Consider the following 21,262-nt stretch of genomic DNA (forward strand, 5'->3'; position numbering starts at 1 on the left):
GTGGCGGCCGTGTCCCGGTTTCGTCGCAGCCCTACCGCGGCGGGCAGGTGCGGGGGCCGCCGTCGCTGCCGTCGGTGAACGACACGACGACCGTCACCGGCTCCCGCGCGCCGGCCTGCCGCCGTACCCCGGCGGCCGTGCAGGTCACCTGGTCGACGCCGCGTGGACCCACCTCACCGGGGGCCAGCGGCAGGGCGACGGTGATCGTGTCACCGGCCACCGTCACCTTCGGGCCGAGTGAGCTGACCCGCCGCAGATCCGACCGCAGGCCGGGCGGGTCGCTGGTGCGCAGCAACAGGTCCAGGGCACCGGCGACGTCGCCGAGCTCGCCACTCTCGGTCAGGTTCGGCCGCAGCTCGCCCCGCCCGTCGACGAAGTAGAGCGTCACGCCGGGCGCCACGCCGGTGGGCGCCTCGCCGCCGTCGAGTACTCCGGTCGGCTGAATGCCGCACCCGGCGGTGACCAGTGCCGCGAGGATGATCAGCCGTCGCACCGGTCCTCCTCACGCCGGGGCAGCCGGACGGTGAACCGCGCACCGGCGCCGGGTTCGTTGCCGGCCTCGATGTCTCCGCCGTGCAGCCGGGCGTTCTCCGCCGCGATCGCCAGCCCCAGCCCGCTGCCCTCGGAGCGGGTCCGGGCGGTGTCGGCCTTGTAGAACCGCTCGAACACGTGCTCGGCCACCTCGCCGGGCAGGCCAGGGCCGTGGTCGGCGACGACCACCTCGACGGTGTCCTCCGTGGCGCGCACCCGGATCCGGACCGGCGGGCTGCCGTGCCGCAGCGCGTTGCCGACCAGGTTGGCGATGATCACGTCGAGCCTGCGCCGGTCGAGCACCGCGGGGACGGCGACGGGGGAGTCCAGCTCGACCGAGCCGGACCAGCCACGCGAGCGCAGGCAGTCCTCGACCGCGCGGCGGACGTCGACGTCCTCCAGCCGCAGCCGCGCCGCCCCGGAGTCGAACCGGGACACCTCGATCAGGTCGGCGACCAGCCGGGTGAGCGCGCGGGTCTCGGCGACGGCCAGCAGCACCGGCTCCCTGGTGTCGGCCGGCAGCCTGCCCGCTTCCGCCTCCAGCACCTCGGCGACCGCGGTCAGCGTGGTCAGCGGGGTGCGCAGCTCGTGTGACACGTCCGCGGTGAACCGGCGCAGCTCGCCCACCGACGCCTGCAGCCGGCCGGCCATGTCGTTGAACGTGGCCGACAGCTCGGCCAGCTCGTCGGAGCCGCGGACCGGCAGCCGGGCGTCCAGGTCACCGGCGGCCAGCCGCCCGGCGGCGTGTCGCAGCCGCCGCACCGGGCGCAGCACCCCGCGCGCGGCCAGCAGCGCGAGCAGGACGGCCAGCGGCAACGCGAGCGCGCTGGTCGTGGTCGCCGCCTCGGCGGAGGCGTCGACCTGCTGCTCGGTGGCGGTCAGATCGCGCACGGCGTACACCTCGATGCCCGACGGCCGCCGGGATCCGTCCACCGCGGTCGCCATGACCGGGGTCCCGACCAGCAGCCGCGGCCCCGCCACCCGCTGCAGCACCAGGCGGCCACGCTCACGCACGGCGGCACGCAGCTCGCCGGTGATCAGGGCGGTGTCCGGGCCACCGGCCGAGGTCAGCTCGCCCGCGGTGACCAGGGCCGGCCCGCCGACCGCCGCCCGCAGGCGGTCCAGCGCCGCCTGGTCGGGTGGGTAGCGCAGGTCCGGCGCCAGCTCGGTGACCCGGCGCTGGATGTCCTCGGTGATGCGCTGCTGTGCCTCGGTGACCAGGGAGCCGCGGGTCGCGCCGTACCCCGCCCATGCCGCCGCGGCCGCCCCGGCGACCGTGACCAGCGCGAACGTCAGCACCAACCGGACCCGCAGGCCGGTCAGCCACCTCGGCCGGGTCACACCGGCCCGAACCGGTAGCCGAACCCGCGCACGGTCTGCACGAACACCGGCGCCGCCGGGTCGGTCTCGATCTTGGCGCGCAGCCGCTGCACGCAGTTGTCCACCAGGCGTGAGTCGCCGAGGTAGTCGTGCTGCCACACCGACTCCAGCAGCTGCTGGCGGCTGAGCACCTGACCGGGGGAGCGGGACAGCTCCAGCAGGACCCGCAGCTCGGTCGGGGTCAGCGAGACGGGCTCGCCGTCGCGGCTGACCGCGGCCGCTCCCCGGTCGATGACCAGCCCGGCATACCGTTCCACCCGCCGCGGCTCCGGGGTGCCGCGCCGCAGCACCGCCCGGATCCGGGCGTCCAGGACGCGTGGCTCGACCGGTTTGACGACGTAGTCGTCGGCCCCGGCCTCCAGCCCGCCGACGACGTCGAAGTCGTCACCCCGGGCGGTGAGCATGATGATCGGGACGCCTGAGCCCGCGCGCAGCCGCCGGCACACCTCGAACCCGTCGATGCCGGGCAGCATCAGATCGAGCACGACGACGTCGGGTGCCGTGCGGGCCTGGTCGAGCCCCTCCTCACCGGTGCGGGCGGCGCGGACGTCGTGTCCGTGCCTGCCCAGCGCGAGGCCGAGGCTGCGGCGGATGGACGGGTCGTCCTCGATCAGCAGAACCTGTGCCACACCGCCGATTATCGGCGCGGACCGCCGTGCGCGCCCGGCGCACGGCGGTTCTGCGACACGATCAGGACATTGCGCGGCTCCGCGGGGCTCACAGCCCCTTGGCCAGGCGGTCGGCGAGCAGGCGCGCGAACCTTGGCGGGTCGGCGACCTCGCCGCCCTCGGCGAGCAGCGTCGTCCCGTAGAGCAGCTCGGCGTCCTCGGCCAGCGCCGGGTCGTCGGCCCGCTGCTCGTGGGCCGCCTTCAGGCCGGTGATCAGCGGGTGCTTCGGGTTCAGCTCCAGGATCCGCTTGACGTCCGGCAGCGGCTGGCCCATCGCCCGGTACATGCGGGCCAGCTCCGGGGTGATGTCGTGCTCGTCGCCGACGATGCAGGCGGGCGACGTCGTCAGCCGCGACGACAGCCGCACCTGCTTGACGTGGTCGGACAGCTTCTCGCCGAGCCAGCCCAGCAGTCCGCTGAACTCCTCGTCCTGCTTGTCGCCGGTCTCGGTCCCGGAGTCCAGGTCGACCTCGCCCTTGGCGATCGACTGGAACTTGCGGCCCTCGTACTCGCCGGCGGACTCGACCCACATCTCGTCGACCGCGTCGGTGAGGATCAGCACCTCCCAGCCCTTGGCGGCGAACGCCTCCATGTGCGGGGAGTTCTCCACGACGGCGCGGGAGCGGCCGGTCATGTAGTAGATGTGCTCCTGCCCCTCCGGCATCCGGTCGAGGTAGGCACGCAGCGTGGTCTGCTCCGCCTTGTCGTGGGTGGAGTCGAACGAGGCGATGCCGAGGATGGCGTCGCGGTTGTCCGGGTCGGTGACCAGGCCCTCCTTGACCGCGGTGCCGAACTCCGACCAGAACGTGCGGTACTTCTCGGTGTCGTTGTCCAGCAACGACTTCACCGTGGAGAGCACCTTCTTGGCCAGGCGGCGGCGCATCAGGCTGATCTGGCGGTCCTGCTGCAGGATCTCCCGCGACACGTTCAGGGACAGGTCCTGCGCGTCCACCACACCCTTGACGAACCGCAGGTACTCCGGCATCAGGGACTCGCAGTCGTCCATGATGAACACGCGCTTGACGTAGAGCTGCACGCCGCGCTTGGCGTCGCGGGTGAACAGGTCGTAGGGCGCGCGCGAGGGCAGGAACAGCAGCGCCTGGTACTCGAAGGTGCCCTCGGCGCTGAGGCGGATGGTCTCCAGCGGGTCGACCCAGTCGTGGCTGATGTGCTTGTAGAACTCGTTGTACTCGGCGTCGGTCACCTCGCCGCGGGGCCGGGCCCACAGCGCCTTCATCGAGTTGAGCGTCTCCGTCTCGCGGACGGTCTCGCCGTCCTTGGTGCGCTCGACCTCCATCCGGATCGGGTGGCTGATGAAGTCGGAGTAACGCTGGACCAGCGACCGCAGGGTGCCGACGTCGGTGTAGTCGAAGAGCCGGTCCTCCTCGTCGGCCGGCTTGAGGTGCAGCGTCACCGACGTGCCCTGCGGGGCGTCGTCGACGGTCTCGACGGTGTAGGTGGCCTCACCGGAGGACTCCCAGCGGGTGCCCTCCTGCTGGCCTGCCCGCCGGGTCAGCACGGTGACCTTGTCGGCGACCATGAACGCCGAGTAGAAGCCGACACCGAACTGGCCGATCAGCTCGGCCTCCTGCCTGTCCTTGGACTCCTTCAGCTTCGCCAGCAGCTCGGCGGTGCCGGACTTGGCGATCGTGCCGATGAGGTTGACCACCTCGTCGCGGGACATCCCGATCCCGTTGTCGGTGATGGTCAGCGTGCGGGCGTCGGCGTCGGTGGCGAGCTGGATGTGCAGGTCGCTCGTGTCGACGTCGAGGTCCTTGTCCGCGTAGGACTCCAGGCGCAGCTTGTCCAGCGCGTCGGAGGCGTTGGACACCAGCTCGCGCAGGAACACGTTCTTGTCCGAGTAGATCGAGTGCACCATGAGCTGCAGCAGCTGGCGTGCCTCCGCCTGGAACTCCAGTGTCTCCATCTGTCCGGTCAACGCAGTCCTCTCCTTCACGTGCGGTTACGCCGCGATTATCGCTGATCGGGACTGACCGTTTCCGCAGTACCCAGGTCCGCGCCCCGGGTCTCGGCGCTGGCGGCGAGGGCGATCACGGTGATCACCGCCGTCAGCGCGAGGTAGCCGATCACCGCGCCGACGCCGACCGTCTCGACCAGCCACACGGCGATGAACGGCGCAGGCGCACCGGCGATGATCGACGACCCCTGGAACACCAGCGACGCGCCCGCGTAGCGGTACCGGGTGGGGAACAACTCGGCGATCCACGCCGCCTCCGGGCCGGCGAGCATCCCGTGCAGGAAGGCACCCACGCAGACGCCCACCCACAGCAGCGGCAGGCTGCCGAACCCGACCAGCCAGAAGAACACCGGCGCCCACACCAGCAGTGCCACGGTCGGCACCAGCATCGCGGGCCGCCGCCCGACCCGGTCCGACCACCAGCCGCCGCCGATCATGCCGGCGAACTGGAACACCGACGCCGCGGCCGCCGCGAGCACCACGTCACCCCTGGCGAATCCGGCGTAGGTGGTGGCGTAGGCGATGACGAACACCGTGTACACGTAGAAGGCGACGTTCTCGCCCAGCCGCACCCCGAGCCCGAGCAGCACCGCGCGCGGCTTCGACAGTGCCTGCAGGATGCTGGACCGCGGCCGCTGCCCGGCGGCCTCGCGGGCCTGCCGGAACACCGGCGACTCCTCGATGCCGCTGCGTACCCAGAAGCCGACGGCCAGCAGCGGCAGCGCGAACAGGAACGCGATCCGCCAGCCCCAGTCGTCGAACGCCGTGCCGGGCAGCGCCGCGCCCAGAACGGTGATCACCACCGTCGCCAGCACGGTGCCCGCCGGGGCACCGGCCTGCGGCCAGGACGCCCAGAACCCGCGCCGCCGGGGCTCGCCGTACTCGCTGACCAGCAGCACGGCAGCGCCGAACTCGCCACCGAGCGCGAAGCCCTGCACCATCCGCAGGACCACCAGCAGCACCGTCGCGGTGAGGCCGGCCTGCTCGTAGGTCGGCAGCACGCCGATCAGCGCCGTCGCGGTGCCCAGCAGCAGGAACGTGGTGACCAGCATGGGTTTGCGGCCGATCCGGTCACCGAGGTGGCCGAACACCACGCCGCCCAGCGGGCGGGCCACGAACCCCAGTCCCTGCGTCGCCAGCGCCGCCAGCAGTTTGGCGACCGGGTCGTCACCGGGGAAGAACAGCGGGCCCAGCACGGTCGCCGCCAGTACGCCGTAGACGGCGAAGTCGTACCACTCCAGCACGGCGCCCGCCATGCTCGCGGCCAGTACCCGCCGGAACCCGCGCCGGTCCCGCTCCATCGCGTCCCCCAGAGCCACCCGCCAATGCGGACTCTGTATACCGCAAAGGTCAGCCGACGGTCAGCACGATCTTGCCGCGGGTGCGGCCCTCCTGGCTGAGCTGCCACGCCCGGCCCGCCTCGGCCAGCGGCAGCGCATGGTCGACGTGCACCGTCAGCGCGCCCTCGTCGGCCAGCCGCGCCAGCTCGGTCAGTCCAGCCGCGTCGGGGCGTGCCCACAGCACGTGCCCGCCCAGCCCGGCGGCGTCGCCGTCGGCGATGGAGACGAGGCGGGACGCGTCGCGGTGCAACCCGGCCGAGGCGTGCACGGCACCGCCGCCGACGAAGTCCAGCACCACGTCCACCCCGTCGGCCAGCGCGCGGACCCGGTCGGCGAGGCCGTCGCCGTAGCTGACCGGTTCGGCGCCGAGGGACCGCAGGAAGTCGTGGTTGCGCTCGCTGGCCGTTCCGATCACCCGGGCACCGCGGGCGACGGCGATCTGCACGCCGAGCGAGCCGACCCCGCCGGACGCACCGTGGATCAGGACGGTGTCGTCCTTGGCCACGTGCACCCGGTCGATCGACTGCAGCGCGGTCAGCCCGGCCAGCGGGACACCGGCGGCCTGCTCCCAGCTCAGCGACGCGGGCTTGCGGGCCAGCATCCGCACGCTCGCCGCGACCCGCTCGGCGTAGGCGCCGAGCTGGGCGACGTCCTTGCGGATGTAGCCGTAGACCTCGTCACCGATGGCGAACTCGGGCACGTCCGGGCCCAGTGCCGTCACCACACCGGCGACGTCCCAGCCCGGGATGATCGGGAACACCGACTCCATGATCTCGTCCAGGTAGCCCGCGCCGAGCTTCCAGTCCACCGGGTTGACCCCGGCTGCCCGCACCTCGACGAGTACCTCGCTCGGGCCGACCTTCGGCTCCGGGTGCTCGGTCAGGGTCAGCGCTTCTGGGCCGCCGTATCCGGCCTGGGTGATTGCCTTCATGCCGGCGGCAACGCGGCGGGCGGTGATCGCATTCCGCCGGCAAAACCGATTGCCCCCGAACGTGGCGGACGGCACGATCGCCGCATGTTCCCGATCGCCGTGGTCCTGTCGTCCGCCGTCGCACGTCTCGTGCCGGCGCGACAGCAGCGCGGCCCCGAGCCGGGAGCGACCAGCCTCCGGACGTGATCGAGGCGCTGGCCGCGGGCCTCGCGGCCGGTTACGGCATCGCCGTTCCGGTCGGGGCCGTCGCGGTCTACCTGGTGTCGCTCACCGCCCGCACCTCCTTGCGCACCGGCGTGTCCGCGGCGCTCGGGGTGGCGACGGCGGACGGGCTGTACGCGGCGCTGGCCGTTGCCGGCGGCGCCGCCCTCGCCCCGCTGATCGAACCGGTCGCCGCCCAGCTGCGCTGGGGTTCGGCCGCCGTCCTCATCGGACTGGCCGGACACGGCGTGGTGAGCGGGATCCGGCGTTACCGGAGTCCCGCGGCGGAGGAGCCGCCGGTCCGCGCCGCGCGGGCGTACCTGGGGCTGTTCGGCGTCACGTTGCTCAACCCGCTCACCGTCGTGTACTTCACCGTGCTGGTGCTCGGCGGCCAGGCCGAGGTGGCGGCGGACGCGGGGGAGCGGACGGTGTTCGTGCTCGCCGCGTTCGCGGCCTCGGCGAGCTGGCAGTTGCTGCTGGCCTGTGGTGGAGCCCTGCTCGGCCGGGTGCTGACCGGGCGCCGCGGTCAGCTGGTGACCGCGGTCGCCGCCGGGCTGCTGGTCGCGGGCCTGGCGGTCGGGCTGGTCGTGCGGTAGTGGTAGGCGCAGATCTCGGTGAACCCGAGCCGGTCGTAGAGCCGTTCCGCGGCGGTGTTGCCGGGTTCGACCTGCAGGTACATCCGGTCCGCCGCGTGGTCACGGGCCCAGCCCGCCAGTGCGGCGAGCACCGCGCGGGCCGCGCCCCTTCCGCGAGCCTCGGGCAGGGTCGCCATCCCGAACACCCCGGCCCAGCCGGTGTCGGCGACCGCGCGGCCGACGGCGACCGGCGTCCCGCCGATGACGGCAGTGGCGTACGCGGCGGGCAGCCGGATACGGTCCAGCACCTCCCGTTCCGCCGGGCCCGCTCCGGCGACGTGCATCCAGTCCGGCGCCGGGTGGTCGTCCAGCCGGACGGCGTGCCGCGGCTCGCCGACGAGGGTCGCGGTGGTGGCGGTGCGCAGCGACATCGGGCTGCGCAGGACGTAGCCGCGAGCGGCCAGTGCGGCGTCCAGGGTGGCCGGGCACGCGCCGGGGCTGATCTGGAAGCAGGCGGTGGCGCCGTGGCCGGCGTAGAACCGTTCCGCGTGGGCGATCCGGCCGGGCAGTTCGGCCGGGGCGGCGTCGTGGTGCGGCAGTACCGATCCCGCCCACCACGAGCCGGCGGCGTCGTGCCGCAGCCACCACCCGCCGGCGCCGCTGACGTGCCGTGCCGGGACCGCGCGGGCGGTGCGTTCCTGGAGGCTCCTGACCAGTTCGGACACTCGCCGATCCTGGCAGAAAACGGTTTGCCGGTACCGGGCCGGCCCGGTTACCGTCGCGCCGTGATCATCGAGCGCTCTGCGATGCCGAAGGCGTCCTAGCTACGGCACCCAGCCCTGCCGGCCGACCGGCAGGGCTGCTCAGCGTGCCCTGACTCGACTCACATTCCCAGGACGACTCATGTCCAGTTCGATGTTCCGTAAGAAGTCGCGCTCGCGGGTCCGGCACCACCGGGCGCAGTGGAAGAAGATCACCGCGCCGGAGCTGATCCGCTGCCCCGCATGTGGTGAGCTGAAGCCGCCGCACGTGGTGTGCCCGGCCTGCGGCCGGTACAACGGCAGGCAGGTGACCGGCTGACGGTGCCCCACCGGCGCGTGAAGGCCACCTTCATTGAGGGCCCCGGCGAAGTCGGTGTGGGTGGCTTGTCGCGTGTACCCCAATGTGGCATTGGGGTACTTGAACTCCCCCAATGCCACATTGGGGGAGTTCGCCGGTCGTGGGGTTGTCTCGTTCGTGGCGACCAGTGGGGCTGCCGAGCCTGCTGTGACCACTGAGACTGCCGGGCCGTGACACCAGGCGCCGCGAAGCACGTGAAGGCCACCTTCATCACGTGAGACGACAGGAACTCGGCCTTCATGCGGACCTACAGGTCCCAGCCGTCCCAGGCGTCACAACCGCATCACCGGTCACCCGTCACCTCACGACACGAGAACCGGATCCATGTCGTGAGTTCCGCCTTCCGGCCCGCCTGCCAGACGCCAGCGCCGACTTTGCCGGGGCCCTGACGTCTCACGTGCGTTGAGCGTCCGGGGGCGGGGTCAGCAGCGGCGCCATGGACAGGCCCAGGTGCAGCAGCAGCCGGTGGTCGCCGCGGGACAGGTCCAGGCCGGTGACCCGCTCCACCTGCCGCAGCCGGTAGTACACCGTCTGCCGATGCACCGACAGGGCCGCCGCGGTGGCGGCCACGTTGCCCGCCTGGTCCAGGAACGTCAGCGCCGTGCCGGCCAGGCCGGGATCGCCGTGCTCGAGCAGGCGGCGCACCGCCGGGTCGAGCACGGCCGACGTCAGCGCGTCTTCCGGGCCGCAGGCCAGCAGCCGGTACACGCCGAGTTCGGCCCACGCCGCGACCGGCCGCAGCGCGGGCACCGACTCGGCGACCCTCGCCGCCAGCCGGGCCTCCCGCCAGCTGGCACCGGCCTCGGTCAGGTCCGGCCGCGGTGCGCCGATCCCGGCGAGCAGGCCGGTGCGCTGGCCGGGCAGGTCCAGTGCGCGCCGGGCGATGTCGTGGGCCGAGGCGGGCGCGGGCACCAGCAGCGTGGTGTGGTGCCTGCCGGACCAGGCCAGCACCGACCGTGGCAGTGTCCACAGGTTCACCGGCTCCAGCGCCGCACGCCCCGGCAGCCGCAGTTCGACGGCCGTCACCGCAACACCGCGGCGCACCAGGCCCTGGTCGTCCAGTTCGGTCGCGGCCCGCTCGACGGCCTCCCGGTCGGGGGAGAGCAGATCGCGCACCGCGAACTCCAGCTGCTCGCGGGTCCGGCTCTGCTGCGCCATCAGCGCGCCCGCGCGCTCGGCCAGCGCCAGCGCGGCCGGAACCGCGTCGTCGTCGACACCGGGCTCCTCGTCGAGCAGCCACAGGTAGCCGTGGGTCAGCCCCTTCCACCGGGCGGGCAGGCACAGCCGGGCCAGGACACCCTCGGCCGGCGCCGCCGGGATCCGCACCGCACCGTCGGCCGTCGCGATGCCGAACCGGCCGAACCACCGGCGTACGTCGGCGGAGGACCGGCGTTCCAGGATCGACCGCCGCCGGATCTCGTCGATCTCGCTGCCGTGCGAGCAGAACGCCACCAGGTTCAGGTCCCGGTCCTCCAGCGTCGCCGGGCGGCCGAGCAGCCGCGAAACCTCGTCGACGATGTCCTGCAACTCCGGCCGCATGTGTTGAGCATATGTCCAACAGATCACGGCATTGTCGTGACAGCTGTCCGGAGTCGTGACGGGCTCGCGGTCGTACCGTGTGCCCATGCTCGGTACCCCACTGCTGATGGCCTCGCGCAGCCCGCGCGTGCGCAAGCTCGTCACCACCACCCCGGCGTCGCGCCGCCTGGTGAACCGCTTCGTCGCCGGTGAGACCACCGGCCAGGTGCTGGCCGCGACCGAGGCGCTGACCGGCGAGGGCGCGACGGTCACCATCGACCACCTCGGCGAGGACACCACCAGCCGGGCCGAGGCCGAGGCCGTCCGCGACGCCTACGTCGCCCTGCTCGGCAGGCTCGGCGACCTCGGCCACGGCGAGCGGGCCGAGGTGTCGGTGAAACTGTCGGCCGTCGGCCAGGCACTGCCCGGCGACGGCCACCGGATCGCGCTGGACAACGCCAGGGTGATCTGCGAGGCCGCCCGGCGCGCGGGCACCACGGTCACGCTCGACATGGAGGACCACAGCACGGTCGACTCCACCCTGGAGGTGCTGCGCGAGCTGCGGGCCGACTACCCGTGGCTGGGCGCCGTGCTGCAGTCCTGCCTGCACCGCACCGAGGACGACTGCCGGGCGCTGGCCTACGAGGGCTCACGGGTGCGGCTGGTCAAGGGCGCCTACGCGGAGCCGGCCTCGGTCGCCTACACCGCGAAGGCCGACGTCGACCGCGCCTACGTCCGGTGCCTGCGCATCCTGTTCGAGTCCGCTGCCTACCCGATGGTGGCCACGCACGACCCGAGGATGATCGCCATCGCCGGGCGGCTCGCCGAGGAGGCCGTGCGCACGTCGGCCAGCTTCGAGTACCAGATGCTCTACGGCATCCGCGTCGCCGAGCAGCGCAGGCTCGTGTCGGCCGGGTCGCGGGTGCGGGTCTACCTGCCCTACGGCGCCGACTGGTACGGCTACTTCATGCGCAGGCTCGCCGAGCGGCCGGCCAACGTGGCGTTCTTCGTCCGGTCGGTGTTCACGCGCTAACGCGTCCGCAGCACCATTTCCGCCAGCAGGCGCTCGTCCGGGTCGGTGAGCCGGTCGCCGACCAGCTCGCTGATCTGGTTCATCCGGTACCGGACCGTCTGCGGGTGCAGGCCGAGCCTGCGGCCGACCTCGGTCACCCCGCCGCGGGTCTCCAGCCACACCCGCAGCGTGGTGACCAGCCGGTCGCGTTGCTTGGCGGGCAGCGTGTCGAACGGCGCCAGCACGTGCTTGGCCAGGTGCGCGGCGAGGAAGTCGTCGGCGAACAGCACCAGCGTCGGCAGGTGGTCGGCGCAGCGGATGACCGGGTCGTCGGGCAGCAGGCCGCGTTGCGCCAGCGCGAGCGCGCGGCGGGCACGGGCCCGGGACCGGTGCGCGTCGGCGAGTGCGACGGTCGGTCCCACCGCCGCCCGCACCCCGCCGAGCCTGCGGGTGATCTCGTCCAGGTCGGCGTCCGGCTCGGGCGCCACCAGGCACGGCTCGGCGCTGTCCAGGTCGACCAGCACCCGGCCGCCGAGGGACAGCCCGGACGGCGGTTCGCCCTCGGGCTGCCGGAACGCGATCACCGTGACCCTGGCGGGAAGGTCCCACTCCGCCGCCGAGGCCAGATCGGCGAGTGCCGGCGCCGAGACGCCCTGCTCGGCCAGGATCGCCGCGAGCAGCCGCCTGCGGTGCAGTTCGGTCGCGCCGGCGGCCTCGGCCTGTGCTTCCAGGTAGCCCTCGACCGCCGTCGTGCTGACCTCGTCGACCCAGGCGAAGATCGCCTCGGCCGTGGTGAACAGGATCTCCGGGTTGATCCCCATGTGCCTGCCGACGGTGTTGAGCCGTCGCCAGACCACCCTGGCGCCGATCCGGATCGCCGCCTGCATGGCGTCCATCGTGCGGCCCTCGTGGAACTCCACCCGCCCGCCGTAGCGGAACACCGATTTCCAGTCGGCCCGCAGCGAGTGCGGATCGCAGATCGCGTCGAAACAGGTCTCGATCGCCATCGTCGTGCAGCCCACCAGCACGTCGTGGAACTTGCCTTCCAACGGCTGATCGTAGGCGGGAACGGTACGCTGGATTTCCCGGACCGCGTCGTGGATCAATGCGCCGGTCAGCGGGCGCACCTTTTCCGCGAGCTGAGCGGGAATCCTGTTCCAGAGTTTCTGTGACGAACTCAGCGGGACAGCATTCTGCGGTTGCTGCCTGTTCATCCACGGAAAATAACCCCCGTGATCGCGGCCGTCAAACGAACAAAACAGCAAGATCGCCATTGTCCGGAAATGACAAAGCTGGCGTCGGCCCGGGTTTCCGTTTCGGGTCGTGATTGTTTCCAGTGCGGCCCCGCGGCTACTTTTCCGGCGCATGAGGCGCAGGATTCTTTCGGTCGTGATCACCGCCCTGGTGGCGGGCTCCGTGCTGTGTGCGGTTCCGGCGCTGTCAGCGCAACCGCCGCCCGATCCGGCGCCACCGGGGGACAGTTTCTTCGTCCCGCCCAGCCCGCTGCCGGAGGGAAAGCCGGGCGACGTCATCCGGTGGCGGCCGTCGAAGTCCGGCCCGCTGGGCACGCCGCCGGCCGCCTGGCAGGTCATGTACCTGTCGACCAACGCGCTCGGCGAGCGCACCGCGATGACCGGCACGGTGATCGTGCCGCGCGGCGCCGACCCGGCGAAGGCCCCGCTCGTCGGCTTCGCCCCCGGCACGCAGGGACCGGCGTTCAAGTGCCGGCCGTCGAACATGATCGACCGGCACGCCTTCTACGAGCAGCCCGCCCTGAACGACCTGCTCAACAGCGGTTACGCCGTCGCGGTACCCGACTACGAGGGCTACCGGCCCGAGCCGAAGGCCACCTACGTCACCGGGCGCGCCGAAGGGCACGCCCTGCTCGACGTCGTACGGGCGGCGCAGCGGCTGCCGCAGTCCGGGATCTCGCCGTCGGCGAAGGTGATGCTGCGTGGTTACTCGCAGGGCGGCGGCGCGTCGATGTGGGCGGGCCAGCTCCAGCCGGAGTACGCCGCCGAGCTGGACCTGATCGGCATCGTCGCGGGCGGCGTCCCCGCCGACCTGACCGAGGTGGCGCTGTATCTGGAGGGCAAGCGCGGTTTCGGCCTGCTGCTGTTCGCGTTGCTGGGACTGGACAACGCCTACCCGGACCTGGATCTCGGGCCCAGCCTGAACGACGCCGGCCGCGCCGCCGTCAACGCGATGAACGCCGATGAATGCACGCTGGACCTGTTGCTGAAGTACGAGAACAAGCGGCTGCGCGACTACCTGACCAGCAGCCCGCTGGTCGACCCGGAGTGGCTGGCCAGGGTCGGGGAGAACAAGCTGGGCGGCACACCCCCGCGCGTCCCCGTCTACCAGTACCACGGTGAGCAGGACGACCTGGTGCAGTTCGGGCAGGCGGCCGCACTGCGCTCGGCCTACTGCGCGCAGGGCGTGAAGCTGACCTGGAAGGCCTACCAGTCCGACCACATCACCCTGGTCTACACCGGCAACGCCGACGCGCTGGCGTTCATGCGCGACCGTGTCGCCGGTGTCCCCGCGGGCTCGAACTGCTGAGCACGCCGTGGAACGCATCGCGCGGGCCGTCGTGGGCGCCGCGGCGGCGGTGCTCGCCGCCGCCGCGGCTGTCCACATCGGACTGACCGCGCTCTACCTCGCGCCGGACAACGTGCTCAGCGACCGGTACGGCGATGCCATCCACGAGTACATGTCGCCGGAGTTCGTGCAGAACTGGAACCTGTTCGCCCCCGAGCCGCCGCACGTCAACACCGCCGTGCACGCCCGCGCGGAGGTCCCGGATGCCGGCGGCTCGACGCGGCGGACCGGCTGGACCGACCTGTCCGCCGTCGACCACGAGCGGACCAGGGGCAACCCGCTGCCCAGCGACACCCGCGACCAGTTGCGCAAGGCGTGGCGCCGCTACGTGCAGACCCACGACCGGCGGGAGGTGGCGCTGGGCGAGAACGGCCTGATCGCCGAGGCGCTGCTGCGGCGGATCGCGCTCACTCGGCTGGACCCGGCGGCGGTCCGGGTGCAGCTGAGGCTGGTCACCACGCCGGTGCCGGATCCGCCGTGGCGTTCGGCGGGCCAGGCGGCCGGGCCCACCCACCGGGAGCTGCCGTGGTGGCCCGTGACGCCTGCGGACCGGCCGTGAGCCGCCTCGCCGGTCTCTACGACCGGGTCACCGGCACGGCGCTGGGCGCCTACCAGACGGCGGCCGTGCGGATCGGCGTCGCCGGCACCTGGCTGGCGTACCTGATCAGAGAATGGCCCAACCGCCACGAGCTGTTCGGCCCGGACGGGCCGTTCAGCTGGGAGCTGGCGCAGCGGGCCACCGCACGCTCCGGCGCGTTCAGCGTGCTGCTCTGGTCGGACGGCGCGGTCTGGTTCGAGGCCTGTTACCTGTTCGCCATCGCCGCCAGCGTGGCGCTGCTGCTGGGCTGGCGGACGCGGACCGCCGCGATCCTGTTCCTGATCGGAGTGCTGTCGCTGCAGAACCGCAACAGCCTGGTCAACAACGGCGGCGACAACATCCTGCACCTGGTGGCGATCTACCTGACGTTCACCCGCTGCGGGCAGGTTTGGTCGCTGGACGCGCGCCGGGGCCGCGACGGCGCGGCCGGGTACCCGCTGTGGGGTGCCACGGGGGCCGGACTGCTGGCGGCCACCGTCACCGGTCACCTCACGGCCGGCTGGGCGGTGGCGTTCTGGGGCGCCTGGCTGGTCCAGGCGCTGTGGTGGGCGAGCAGGCGCAGGCAGCGTGAGCGGGCCGTGCTGGACGCGATCGCCAACCTGACCCACAACGCCGCGCTGCTGGTGATCATGGCGCAGATCTGCCTGCTGTACCTGACCGCCGGGCTGCTCAAGACCCAGGGCACCCGCTGGGCCGACGGCACCGCCGTGTACTTCTCGCTGCGGATCGACGACTTCGCCGTGCTGCCAGCGGTGTCCGAGCTGCTGTCCGCTCACGCCGTCGTGGTGCTCGTGCTGACCTACGCCACCATGGCCGTCCAGCTGGCTTTCCCGTTCAGTCTGGTCAACCGCAGGGTGAAGAACGTGCTGCTGGTGTGCCTGATCGCCGAGCACCTCGGCATCGCGCTGCTGCTGGGCCTGCCGTTCTTCTCGCTCGCCGTGATCGCGGTCGACCTGGTGTTCGCGCCGACCAGCGTGCTGCGCCGGGCAGGGGAGACCGTGGCCAGGGTGGCGCGGCTCCCCCTACGTAGTGGCATACGTAGTTCTCCGGACGCGGGACCGGTTCCTTGATCGCCATGCTGGGTGGCCCTGGGTGGGTTTTCTGATCGGGAGCTGCAGATGGTGGTTCGACAGTGGAGTCGGCTGAGCGAGGTCGTGGCGCCGGTGATGCCGGTGCCGCGGCCTCCCCGGCAGCGAACGGGTGACGGCACGGTGGGACTGCGTCCCGGGCACCGCGAGCTGGTGCTGGCTTTCCGCGGTCACGCCGACCAGGTGGCCGCCGAGGTCGTCGCCGGCGTGCGGCGGGCCGTCGCCGAGTACCGCGACGTGCTGGACGGCCCGTTCGGCAAGGTCGCGGCCGGGGCCGTCCGTGCCGTGCTGGAACACGGGGTGGACGCCCTCGTCGACCCCACCGTCGCGCGGGAGGACTGGTCCGGCGTGGTCCGCGGGCTCGGCTCGGTGGAGTTCGCCGACGGCCGGTCGCTCGACGCGGTGCAGGAGGCGTTCCGGATCGCGGGCGGGCTCGCCGGGCGGCGGCTGTGGGAGTTCCTGCGGTCGCGGGGCGCGTCGGCGGAGTGGACGCGGGGCTGCGCCGACACCGTCGCCGCGCGGTTCGACGAGCTGGCCCTGCACTGCGCGGAGGGGTACGCGGCGGCACGCGCCGAGGCCGCCGACGGCCTGGATGCCCGGCGTGCCCAGCTACTGCACCTGCTGACCGCGGAGGCACCGGCCGGTGGCCGCGCACTCGCCGACGCCGCGAGGCTGGCGAACTGGCCGCTGCCGGCGACGGTCACCGTGGTCGCCCTGCGCGCACCGGACGACCGGGGGGCCGCCGCCGCGCTGCCGTCGGCGGTGCTGGCCGACCTGTCCGGGCAGGCGCCGTGCCTGGTGGCGCCGGGGGACCGGCTGGACGCCGCGGGCGTCGCCGCGAGCCTGCCGGGCTGGCGGGCCGCCGTCGGACCGGTGGTGCCCTTGGAGGAGTGCCCGTCGTCGCTGCGCGTGGCCCGCCGCGCGCTCGACCTGGCCGACCGCGGGGTGATCCCGGCGCTTCCGGTCGTCGACTGCGCCGATCACCAGCTCCCGCTCGCGCTGTTCGCCGACGAGATGCTGATCGACACGCTGGTGGACCGGCATCTGGCGCCGCTGGACACGCTCGCCGAGGCGCAGCAGGAACGGTTGCTGGTGACGCTGCACGAGTGGCTGGCCAGCCGGGGCCGGGTGGCGGCGGTCGCCGACCGGCTCCAGGTGCACGCGCAGACCGTCCGGTACCGGATGCACAAGCTGGAGGAGGTGCTGGGCTCGTCGCTGGACGACCCGCAGCACCGGTTCGAGCTGGAGGTCGCCGTGCGTGCCCGGCTCATGCGGGCGGGGTGTGCCGATCGGTGAACCAGGCCGCGATCTGGGCCCGGTTGGTGTAGCCGAGCTTGCCGAGGATGTGGTCGACGTGGGTCTCGGCCGTGCGCCGCGAGATGACCAGCCGCTCCGCGATCTCCCGGTTGGTCATGCCCATCGCCACCAGTTCGGCGATCTGCGTCTCCCGCTTGGTCAGCGGGCTGCGGAACGGCACCGCGGCGTCCGGCTCGGCGGGCACCTCGCCGAGCGCGTAGGCGACGGCGTCCTCTGTGGACAGTCCGGTGCCTGCGAGGAACTCGGCGGCCGCGTCCTCGACCCCGAGCTGGCCGGTGACGGTGTCGACGTCGCGGTTGCGTGGTTCGACGAACGCCGCGTAGTTGTTGGGCGTGGCCCCCAGCGTCTGCCAGACCGTCGTCGCCGCGCCCAGCAGCCGGGCCGCGCGGCGTGGCTCGTCGCTGCGGGTCGCGCAGCCGGCCAGCACGGTCAGGCCGAACGCCAGGATGACCTTGTCGTGGACCTGCCGTTGCAGGCGCAGCATCTCCAGTGCGTCGCCGGTGGCGTCGGCGATGTCGCCGTGCAGGTACTCCGCGGCGCTGAGCGACCACAGTGCCCACGACCGCCAGAACAGCTCCCCGTTGGCGGCGAGCGTGGCGATGCTGTCGCGCAGGATCCGGCGGCCCCGCTCGTAGTGGCCGGACAGGCTCAGCGCCAGCCCGTGGTTGAAGGTCGACCACAGTTCGCCGGGACGGTCGCCCTGCTCGCGGAACGAGCGGATCGCCGTTTCGAACAACGTCGCCGCGGTGGCCATGTCGTTGCCGATGAGCGCCGCGTAGGCGCGCACGTGGTCGACGTAGGCCAGCGCGCTCTCGTCGCCGTCGCGGTCGGCGGTCTCCGTCGCCGCGGCCAGCGCGCGTTCCATGGCGGGCAGGTCACCCTGTACGAGGGCGTAGAACGCGTAGATCCACAGGACGTGGGCGCGGCTCGGGGTGTCCTCGCCGGTGACGCCGAGCAGCTTGTCCAGCCACAGCCGTCCCTCGGTGAGGCCGGTGATGATCCAGTACTCCTTGAACGGGGGCAGGCCCCGCAGGCCCACCGCGGCCTCGTCCGGCGCGGTGGCGCAGAACTCGAGTGCCACCCGCAGGTTGGCGTGTTCCCGGCGCAGCCTGCTGATCCAGGTGACCTGGGCGGGGCTGATCCACTCCGCCTCGAACCGCCGGGTCAGCTCGAAGAACCAGTCGCGGTGCCGCCGCCGGTAGTGCTCGGTGTCGCCGGCGGCCCGCAGGCGCTGGGCGCCGTACTGCCGCATGGTCTCCAGCATCCGGTAGCGGGCCACGCCTTCGACGTCGTCGCGGTGCAGGATGGACTTGTCCAGCAGCCGGTCGATCACGTCGAGCACGGAGGCCGTGTCCAGGCCGTCGCCCGAGCAGACCGCCTCGGCGGCGTCGAGGTCGAACGTGCCGGAGAACACCGACGCGCGTGCCCACAGCAGCCGCTCCTGCTCGGTGCACAGCTCGTGGCTCCAGTCGACCAGCGAGCGCAGCGTCCCGTGCCTGCTCGGCCCGCGGGATCCGCCGGTGGTGAGCAGGGTGAATCGCTTGTCCAGCCGGTCGGCGAGCTGGCCGACCGACAGCGACCGGAGCCGGACCGCCGCCAGCTCGATGGCCAGCGGGAGTCCGTCCAGGGCGCGGCAGAGCCGGGCGACGTCGGCGGTGTTGTCCTCGGTCAGTCGGAACGAGGGCACCACGGCGGTGGCCCGGTCGACGAACAGCCGCACGGCGTCGGACTGCGCCAGCAGTGCGGGCGAGCTGCCCTCGACGGTCAGTGGCGGCACCGGCAGGACGTGCTCACCGGCGACGGCCAGGGACTGGCGGCTGGTGGCGAGCACGACCAGGTCCGGGCACGAGGTGGTCAGCGTGCTGACGAACTGGGCGCAGGCGGCGACGAGATGCTCGCAGTTGTCGAGCACCAGCAGCAGCCGTCTGCCACGCAGGTGGTCGACGAGCACGTCGATACGCGGGCGGGCGGCCCGGTCGCCGAGGCCGAGCCGCTGCGCGACCGTGTCGACGAGGAGCTGGGGTTCGCGCAGGTCGGCGAGTTCGACGAAGGCGAGCCCGCCGGGGAACGCGGCCCGCACGGCGGCGGCCGCGCGCTGCGCCAGCCGGGTCTTGCCCACGCCGCCCGGGCCGGTGAGGGTGACGACCGGCGAGACGCCGAGCAACCTGCGCAGCTCGGACAGTTCCGCCCGCCGGCCGACGTAGGTCGTCACCTCGGCCGGTAACACGTCGTGTGTGGCCCCCGCTGCACGCACTCCGGCATCACCCACCTGTCCGAGTAGGGTGATCATTGTGGCGCAAACTGCGTACCACCGCTTGGACTAATCGGATCATGATTTCGTTAATTCGAGTGACGCTGTGTGCATTCCAGGCTAGATCGAGTGACGAGACTGGTCACGCTACGCCGTTCCCGTGCCGGTGAAGGCCCCAAGCACGTGAAGGCCACCTTCACCACGTCTGGCGACAGGAACTCGGCCTTCACGCGCTCCCAGGTGTCCCGCTGGCATCGCGGGCCACGGCAGCCCCACCAGCCACACCCGTAAGGCAGCAAGGGAGCTTTACTACCCTTCTTCGCCCGTAAAGCCCCCTCGCTCACGCCCGGCGACCGACTTCGCCGGGGCCCTGACGCGAGACGTGGTGACGGTGGCCTTCACGTGCTTGGGCGCCCGTTCATGAGCAAGGGGCCCCATGGCGAGCATGGGGCCCCTCCGGATGGAGCGGATCAGCTGGTTGCCTTCTTCGGCGTCAGGTCGACGTCGACGGTGTTGCCGGGACCAGCGGTGAACATGCTGATCCAGTCGTTGAGGAAACCGCAGCCCTTCACGCCGGGCAGGTCGTACCCGCCGGTGAGCTTGCCACCGGCGAGCGGGTCGAAGCCGGGCTTCGAGGCGAGGCTGATCTTCGCGGGCTCGACCGTCCGGCACTCGGCGCCGCCGCCGATGGGGAAGCCGAACGCCTTCACCGACGTCAGCGTGATCCACTCCGCGGAGGTGGACTTCAGCTGGCCGTCGATCAGGGTCCCGGTGGTCCTGCCCTCCGGGGTGAACTCGATGCTCGCGGTGGTCGGCAGGAAGTTCATGATCTTGAACTCGCCGGTGGTCGGGTCGAGCTTCAGATCCGCGTCGAACTTGCCGGTCGCGAGGTCGTACTTGGCGTCGATTCCGCCGGTGAGCTTCACGGTGCCGTTCGGGGTCTTGATGAACGACGAGCCGGCCAGGTTGAACCCGTACTCGATCGGGTTACCCGGACCGCCCGCGGGGTCACCAGCCGGGTCACCCGCCGGGTCGCCAGCCGGATCACCGGCCGGGTCGCCAGCGGGGTCACCCGCGGGATCGCCTGCAGGGTCACCGGCCGGGTCGCCTGCCGGGTCGCCAGCGGGGTCGCCTGCCGGGTCGCCAGCGGGGTCACCGGCAGGATCGCCGGCCGGGTCACCTGCGGGGTCACCGCCGCCGTCGGTCACCTCGACCGTGCCCAGGACGTGGTTCTGGCCGTCGTGCTGCTTGCACGGGGCGTCGAACACGCCGAGGCCGGTGTCGGTCCCGTCGGCCTTCTTCGGGTGCAGTTCCTTCAGCTGGATGTCGTTGACCAGGATGGTCGCGGTCCCCGGCTGCGGGAACGACACCGCCGGAGCGGTGGCCGACGCCTTGAGCACCAGCGGCTGGTTCTGTGCCGGAACAGGCTGTTCCGGCACGGTGGCCTCGATCTCCAGCGGCAGGTCGAGGCCGGGCGCCTTCAGGTGCGCCTTGGCGATCGCCTTGCCGGAGATCTTCGCCGCCTGCACGGCACGCAGGCCGTTGGTCGCCGTCGCACCCGCGTTCGCGACCGTGTCGATCTTGAACTCGGGAGTGAGCGTGTTGACCGGGATGGTGCTCGGGAAATCGGCGTTGATCTCGACGCTGACGGTCTGGGTCAGGATCAGCGGGAACTCGCAGTCCATCTTCAGTGTCAGCTTGTGCGGCTCGGCCGAACCGATGCCGCTGGTGAGCAACAGACCGGCCGCGACGACCCCGGCGGAGCCAGCCGCCATGAGCCCCCGGGCCAGTCTCTTGGAACCTCGTGGGTGTTTCACGATCATCCTTCCGTGGTATCAACGGTGATACGAATTCGCGGAACTTTCGAATGCGAATTCTCCGGATGGTAGGGAGCGTTGTTCAGAGTTTCGCTACCGCTCAGTAAGTTAGCCAGCGGGTACGCGGCCGGGCAAGTGGGCGCAAGGCCTGAAAGATATTCGCGTGAAAAGTTGTCACCGGTCTTCATTCAGCTGGCCCGCGCTTTGGCATCCAGGGCCGATGACCTGCTGTTCCATCGACATTGCTCGCGTTCGTACGACGCCGTGGCGCGAATTGTGTCACGCCCCGCGTAAGCGTCGGGGCATTCTTGACTCTGCTGTGGATTCGTTACTAACT

At 72.1% G+C, this 21,262-nt stretch carries 18 protein-coding genes; 7 read left to right on the forward strand and 11 right to left on the reverse strand.

Features of this window, described 5'->3' with window-relative positions:
• Window positions 1-31 precede the first annotated feature (31 nt).
• The 6 genes from EWH70_RS01515 to EWH70_RS01540 form a co-directional block, all read right to left on the reverse strand.
• A complete protein-coding gene (locus EWH70_RS01515; RefSeq protein ID WP_130473359.1) occupies window positions 32-493 on the reverse strand; it encodes a hypothetical protein in 462 nt (153 codons plus the stop codon).
• The gene (locus EWH70_RS01520) at window positions 481-1,872 is read right to left on the reverse strand and encodes a sensor histidine kinase (RefSeq protein ID WP_130473360.1); all 1,392 of its coding nucleotides are present in this window, start codon (window positions 1,870-1,872) and stop codon (window positions 481-483) included. The genes EWH70_RS01515 and EWH70_RS01520 overlap by 13 nt, the downstream gene beginning before the upstream one ends.
• Window positions 1,869-2,540 carry a response regulator transcription factor gene (locus EWH70_RS01525; protein ID WP_130473361.1) on the reverse strand — a complete coding sequence of 224 codons (672 nt, stop codon included), beginning with the start codon at window positions 2,538-2,540 and terminating at the stop codon, window positions 1,869-1,871. The genes EWH70_RS01520 and EWH70_RS01525 overlap by 4 nt, the downstream gene beginning before the upstream one ends.
• Window positions 2,541-2,628: 88 nt before the next feature.
• Complete coding sequence (htpG, locus tag EWH70_RS01530; protein WP_130473362.1) at window positions 2,629-4,518, reverse strand: molecular chaperone HtpG; 1,890 nt, start codon at window positions 4,516-4,518, stop codon at window positions 2,629-2,631.
• 35 nt (window positions 4,519-4,553) lie between these two features.
• The gene (locus EWH70_RS01535; protein WP_205669010.1) at window positions 4,554-5,858 is read right to left on the reverse strand and encodes an MFS transporter; all 1,305 of its coding nucleotides are present in this window, start codon (window positions 5,856-5,858) and stop codon (window positions 4,554-4,556) included.
• Between the two features lie 49 nt (window positions 5,859-5,907).
• Window positions 5,908-6,828, reverse strand: a complete 921-nt coding sequence (locus tag EWH70_RS01540) for an NADP-dependent oxidoreductase (RefSeq protein ID WP_130473363.1) — start codon at window positions 6,826-6,828, stop codon at window positions 5,908-5,910.
• Window positions 6,829-7,010: 182 nt separating this feature from the next.
• On the opposite strand from EWH70_RS01540, the gene EWH70_RS01545 reads away from it, so the two are divergent.
• Window positions 7,011-7,625, forward strand: coding sequence for a LysE family transporter (locus tag EWH70_RS01545; RefSeq protein ID WP_130473364.1), 615 nt, complete (start codon window positions 7,011-7,013; stop codon window positions 7,623-7,625).
• On the opposite strand, the gene EWH70_RS01550 is transcribed toward EWH70_RS01545, so the two are convergent.
• On the reverse strand, window positions 7,556-8,329 hold the full coding sequence (locus EWH70_RS01550) for a GNAT family N-acetyltransferase (protein WP_130473365.1): 774 nt from the start codon (window positions 8,327-8,329) through the stop codon (window positions 7,556-7,558). The two genes, EWH70_RS01545 and EWH70_RS01550, sit on opposite strands and share 70 nt — an antisense overlap.
• A 178-nt stretch (window positions 8,330-8,507) precedes the next feature.
• Between EWH70_RS01550 and rpmF the strand changes: the two genes are divergently transcribed.
• Window positions 8,508-8,684 carry a 50S ribosomal protein L32 gene (rpmF, locus tag EWH70_RS01555; protein ID WP_420809024.1) on the forward strand — a complete coding sequence of 59 codons (177 nt, stop codon included), beginning with the start codon at window positions 8,508-8,510 and terminating at the stop codon, window positions 8,682-8,684.
• Between the two features lie 432 nt (window positions 8,685-9,116).
• Here the strand turns inward: rpmF and EWH70_RS01560 are convergent, their stop codons facing one another.
• A complete protein-coding gene (locus tag EWH70_RS01560) occupies window positions 9,117-10,262 on the reverse strand; it encodes a PucR family transcriptional regulator (protein WP_130473366.1) in 1,146 nt (381 codons plus the stop codon).
• Window positions 10,263-10,347: 85 nt separating this feature from the next.
• On the opposite strand from EWH70_RS01560, the gene EWH70_RS01565 reads away from it, so the two are divergent.
• Complete coding sequence (locus EWH70_RS01565) at window positions 10,348-11,274, forward strand: proline dehydrogenase family protein (protein WP_130473367.1); 927 nt, start codon at window positions 10,348-10,350, stop codon at window positions 11,272-11,274.
• Here the strand turns inward: EWH70_RS01565 and EWH70_RS01570 are convergent.
• Window positions 11,271-12,620 (reverse strand): PucR-like N-terminal domain-containing protein, encoded by a 1,350-nt coding sequence (locus tag EWH70_RS01570; protein ID WP_476692382.1) that lies wholly within the window; start codon window positions 12,618-12,620, stop codon window positions 11,271-11,273. The genes EWH70_RS01565 and EWH70_RS01570 overlap by 4 nt on opposite strands.
• Between EWH70_RS01570 and EWH70_RS01575 the strand changes: the two genes are divergently transcribed.
• Genes EWH70_RS01575 through EWH70_RS36445 form a run of 4 tightly spaced genes read left to right on the forward strand, consistent with a single transcriptional unit; the run spans window position 12,619 to window position 16,836 of the window.
• Window positions 12,619-13,815, forward strand: coding sequence for a lipase family protein (locus EWH70_RS01575; protein WP_130473369.1), 1,197 nt, complete (start codon window positions 12,619-12,621; stop codon window positions 13,813-13,815). The genes EWH70_RS01570 and EWH70_RS01575 overlap by 2 nt on opposite strands.
• A gap of 7 nt (window positions 13,816-13,822) precedes the next feature.
• A complete protein-coding gene (locus tag EWH70_RS01580; protein WP_130473370.1) occupies window positions 13,823-14,413 on the forward strand; it encodes a DUF5819 family protein in 591 nt (196 codons plus the stop codon).
• Window positions 14,410-15,522, forward strand: a complete 1,113-nt coding sequence (locus tag EWH70_RS01585) for an HTTM domain-containing protein (RefSeq protein WP_130473371.1) — start codon at window positions 14,410-14,412, stop codon at window positions 15,520-15,522. Before EWH70_RS01580 ends, EWH70_RS01585 begins: the two co-directional genes overlap by 4 nt.
• Before the next feature lie 48 nt (window positions 15,523-15,570).
• Window positions 15,571-16,836 (forward strand): PucR family transcriptional regulator, encoded by a 1,266-nt coding sequence (locus EWH70_RS36445; RefSeq protein WP_130473372.1) that lies wholly within the window; start codon window positions 15,571-15,573, stop codon window positions 16,834-16,836.
• On the opposite strand, the gene EWH70_RS01595 is transcribed toward EWH70_RS36445, so the two are convergent.
• Both EWH70_RS01595 and EWH70_RS01600 read right to left on the reverse strand, forming a co-directional pair.
• Window positions 16,808-19,111 (reverse strand): ATP-binding protein, encoded by a 2,304-nt coding sequence (locus EWH70_RS01595; protein WP_240686731.1) that lies wholly within the window; start codon window positions 19,109-19,111, stop codon window positions 16,808-16,810. The genes EWH70_RS36445 and EWH70_RS01595 overlap by 29 nt on opposite strands.
• Window positions 19,112-19,578: 467 nt before the next feature.
• Window positions 19,579-20,883 carry a DUF6801 domain-containing protein gene (locus EWH70_RS01600; protein ID WP_130473374.1) on the reverse strand — a complete coding sequence of 435 codons (1,305 nt, stop codon included), beginning with the start codon at window positions 20,881-20,883 and terminating at the stop codon, window positions 19,579-19,581.
• Window positions 20,884-21,262 lie beyond the last annotated feature (379 nt).

It is taken from the genome of Amycolatopsis suaedae, assembly GCF_004214935.1.
In the GTDB taxonomy this organism is placed as follows: domain Bacteria; phylum Actinomycetota; class Actinomycetes; order Mycobacteriales; family Pseudonocardiaceae; genus Amycolatopsis; species Amycolatopsis suaedae.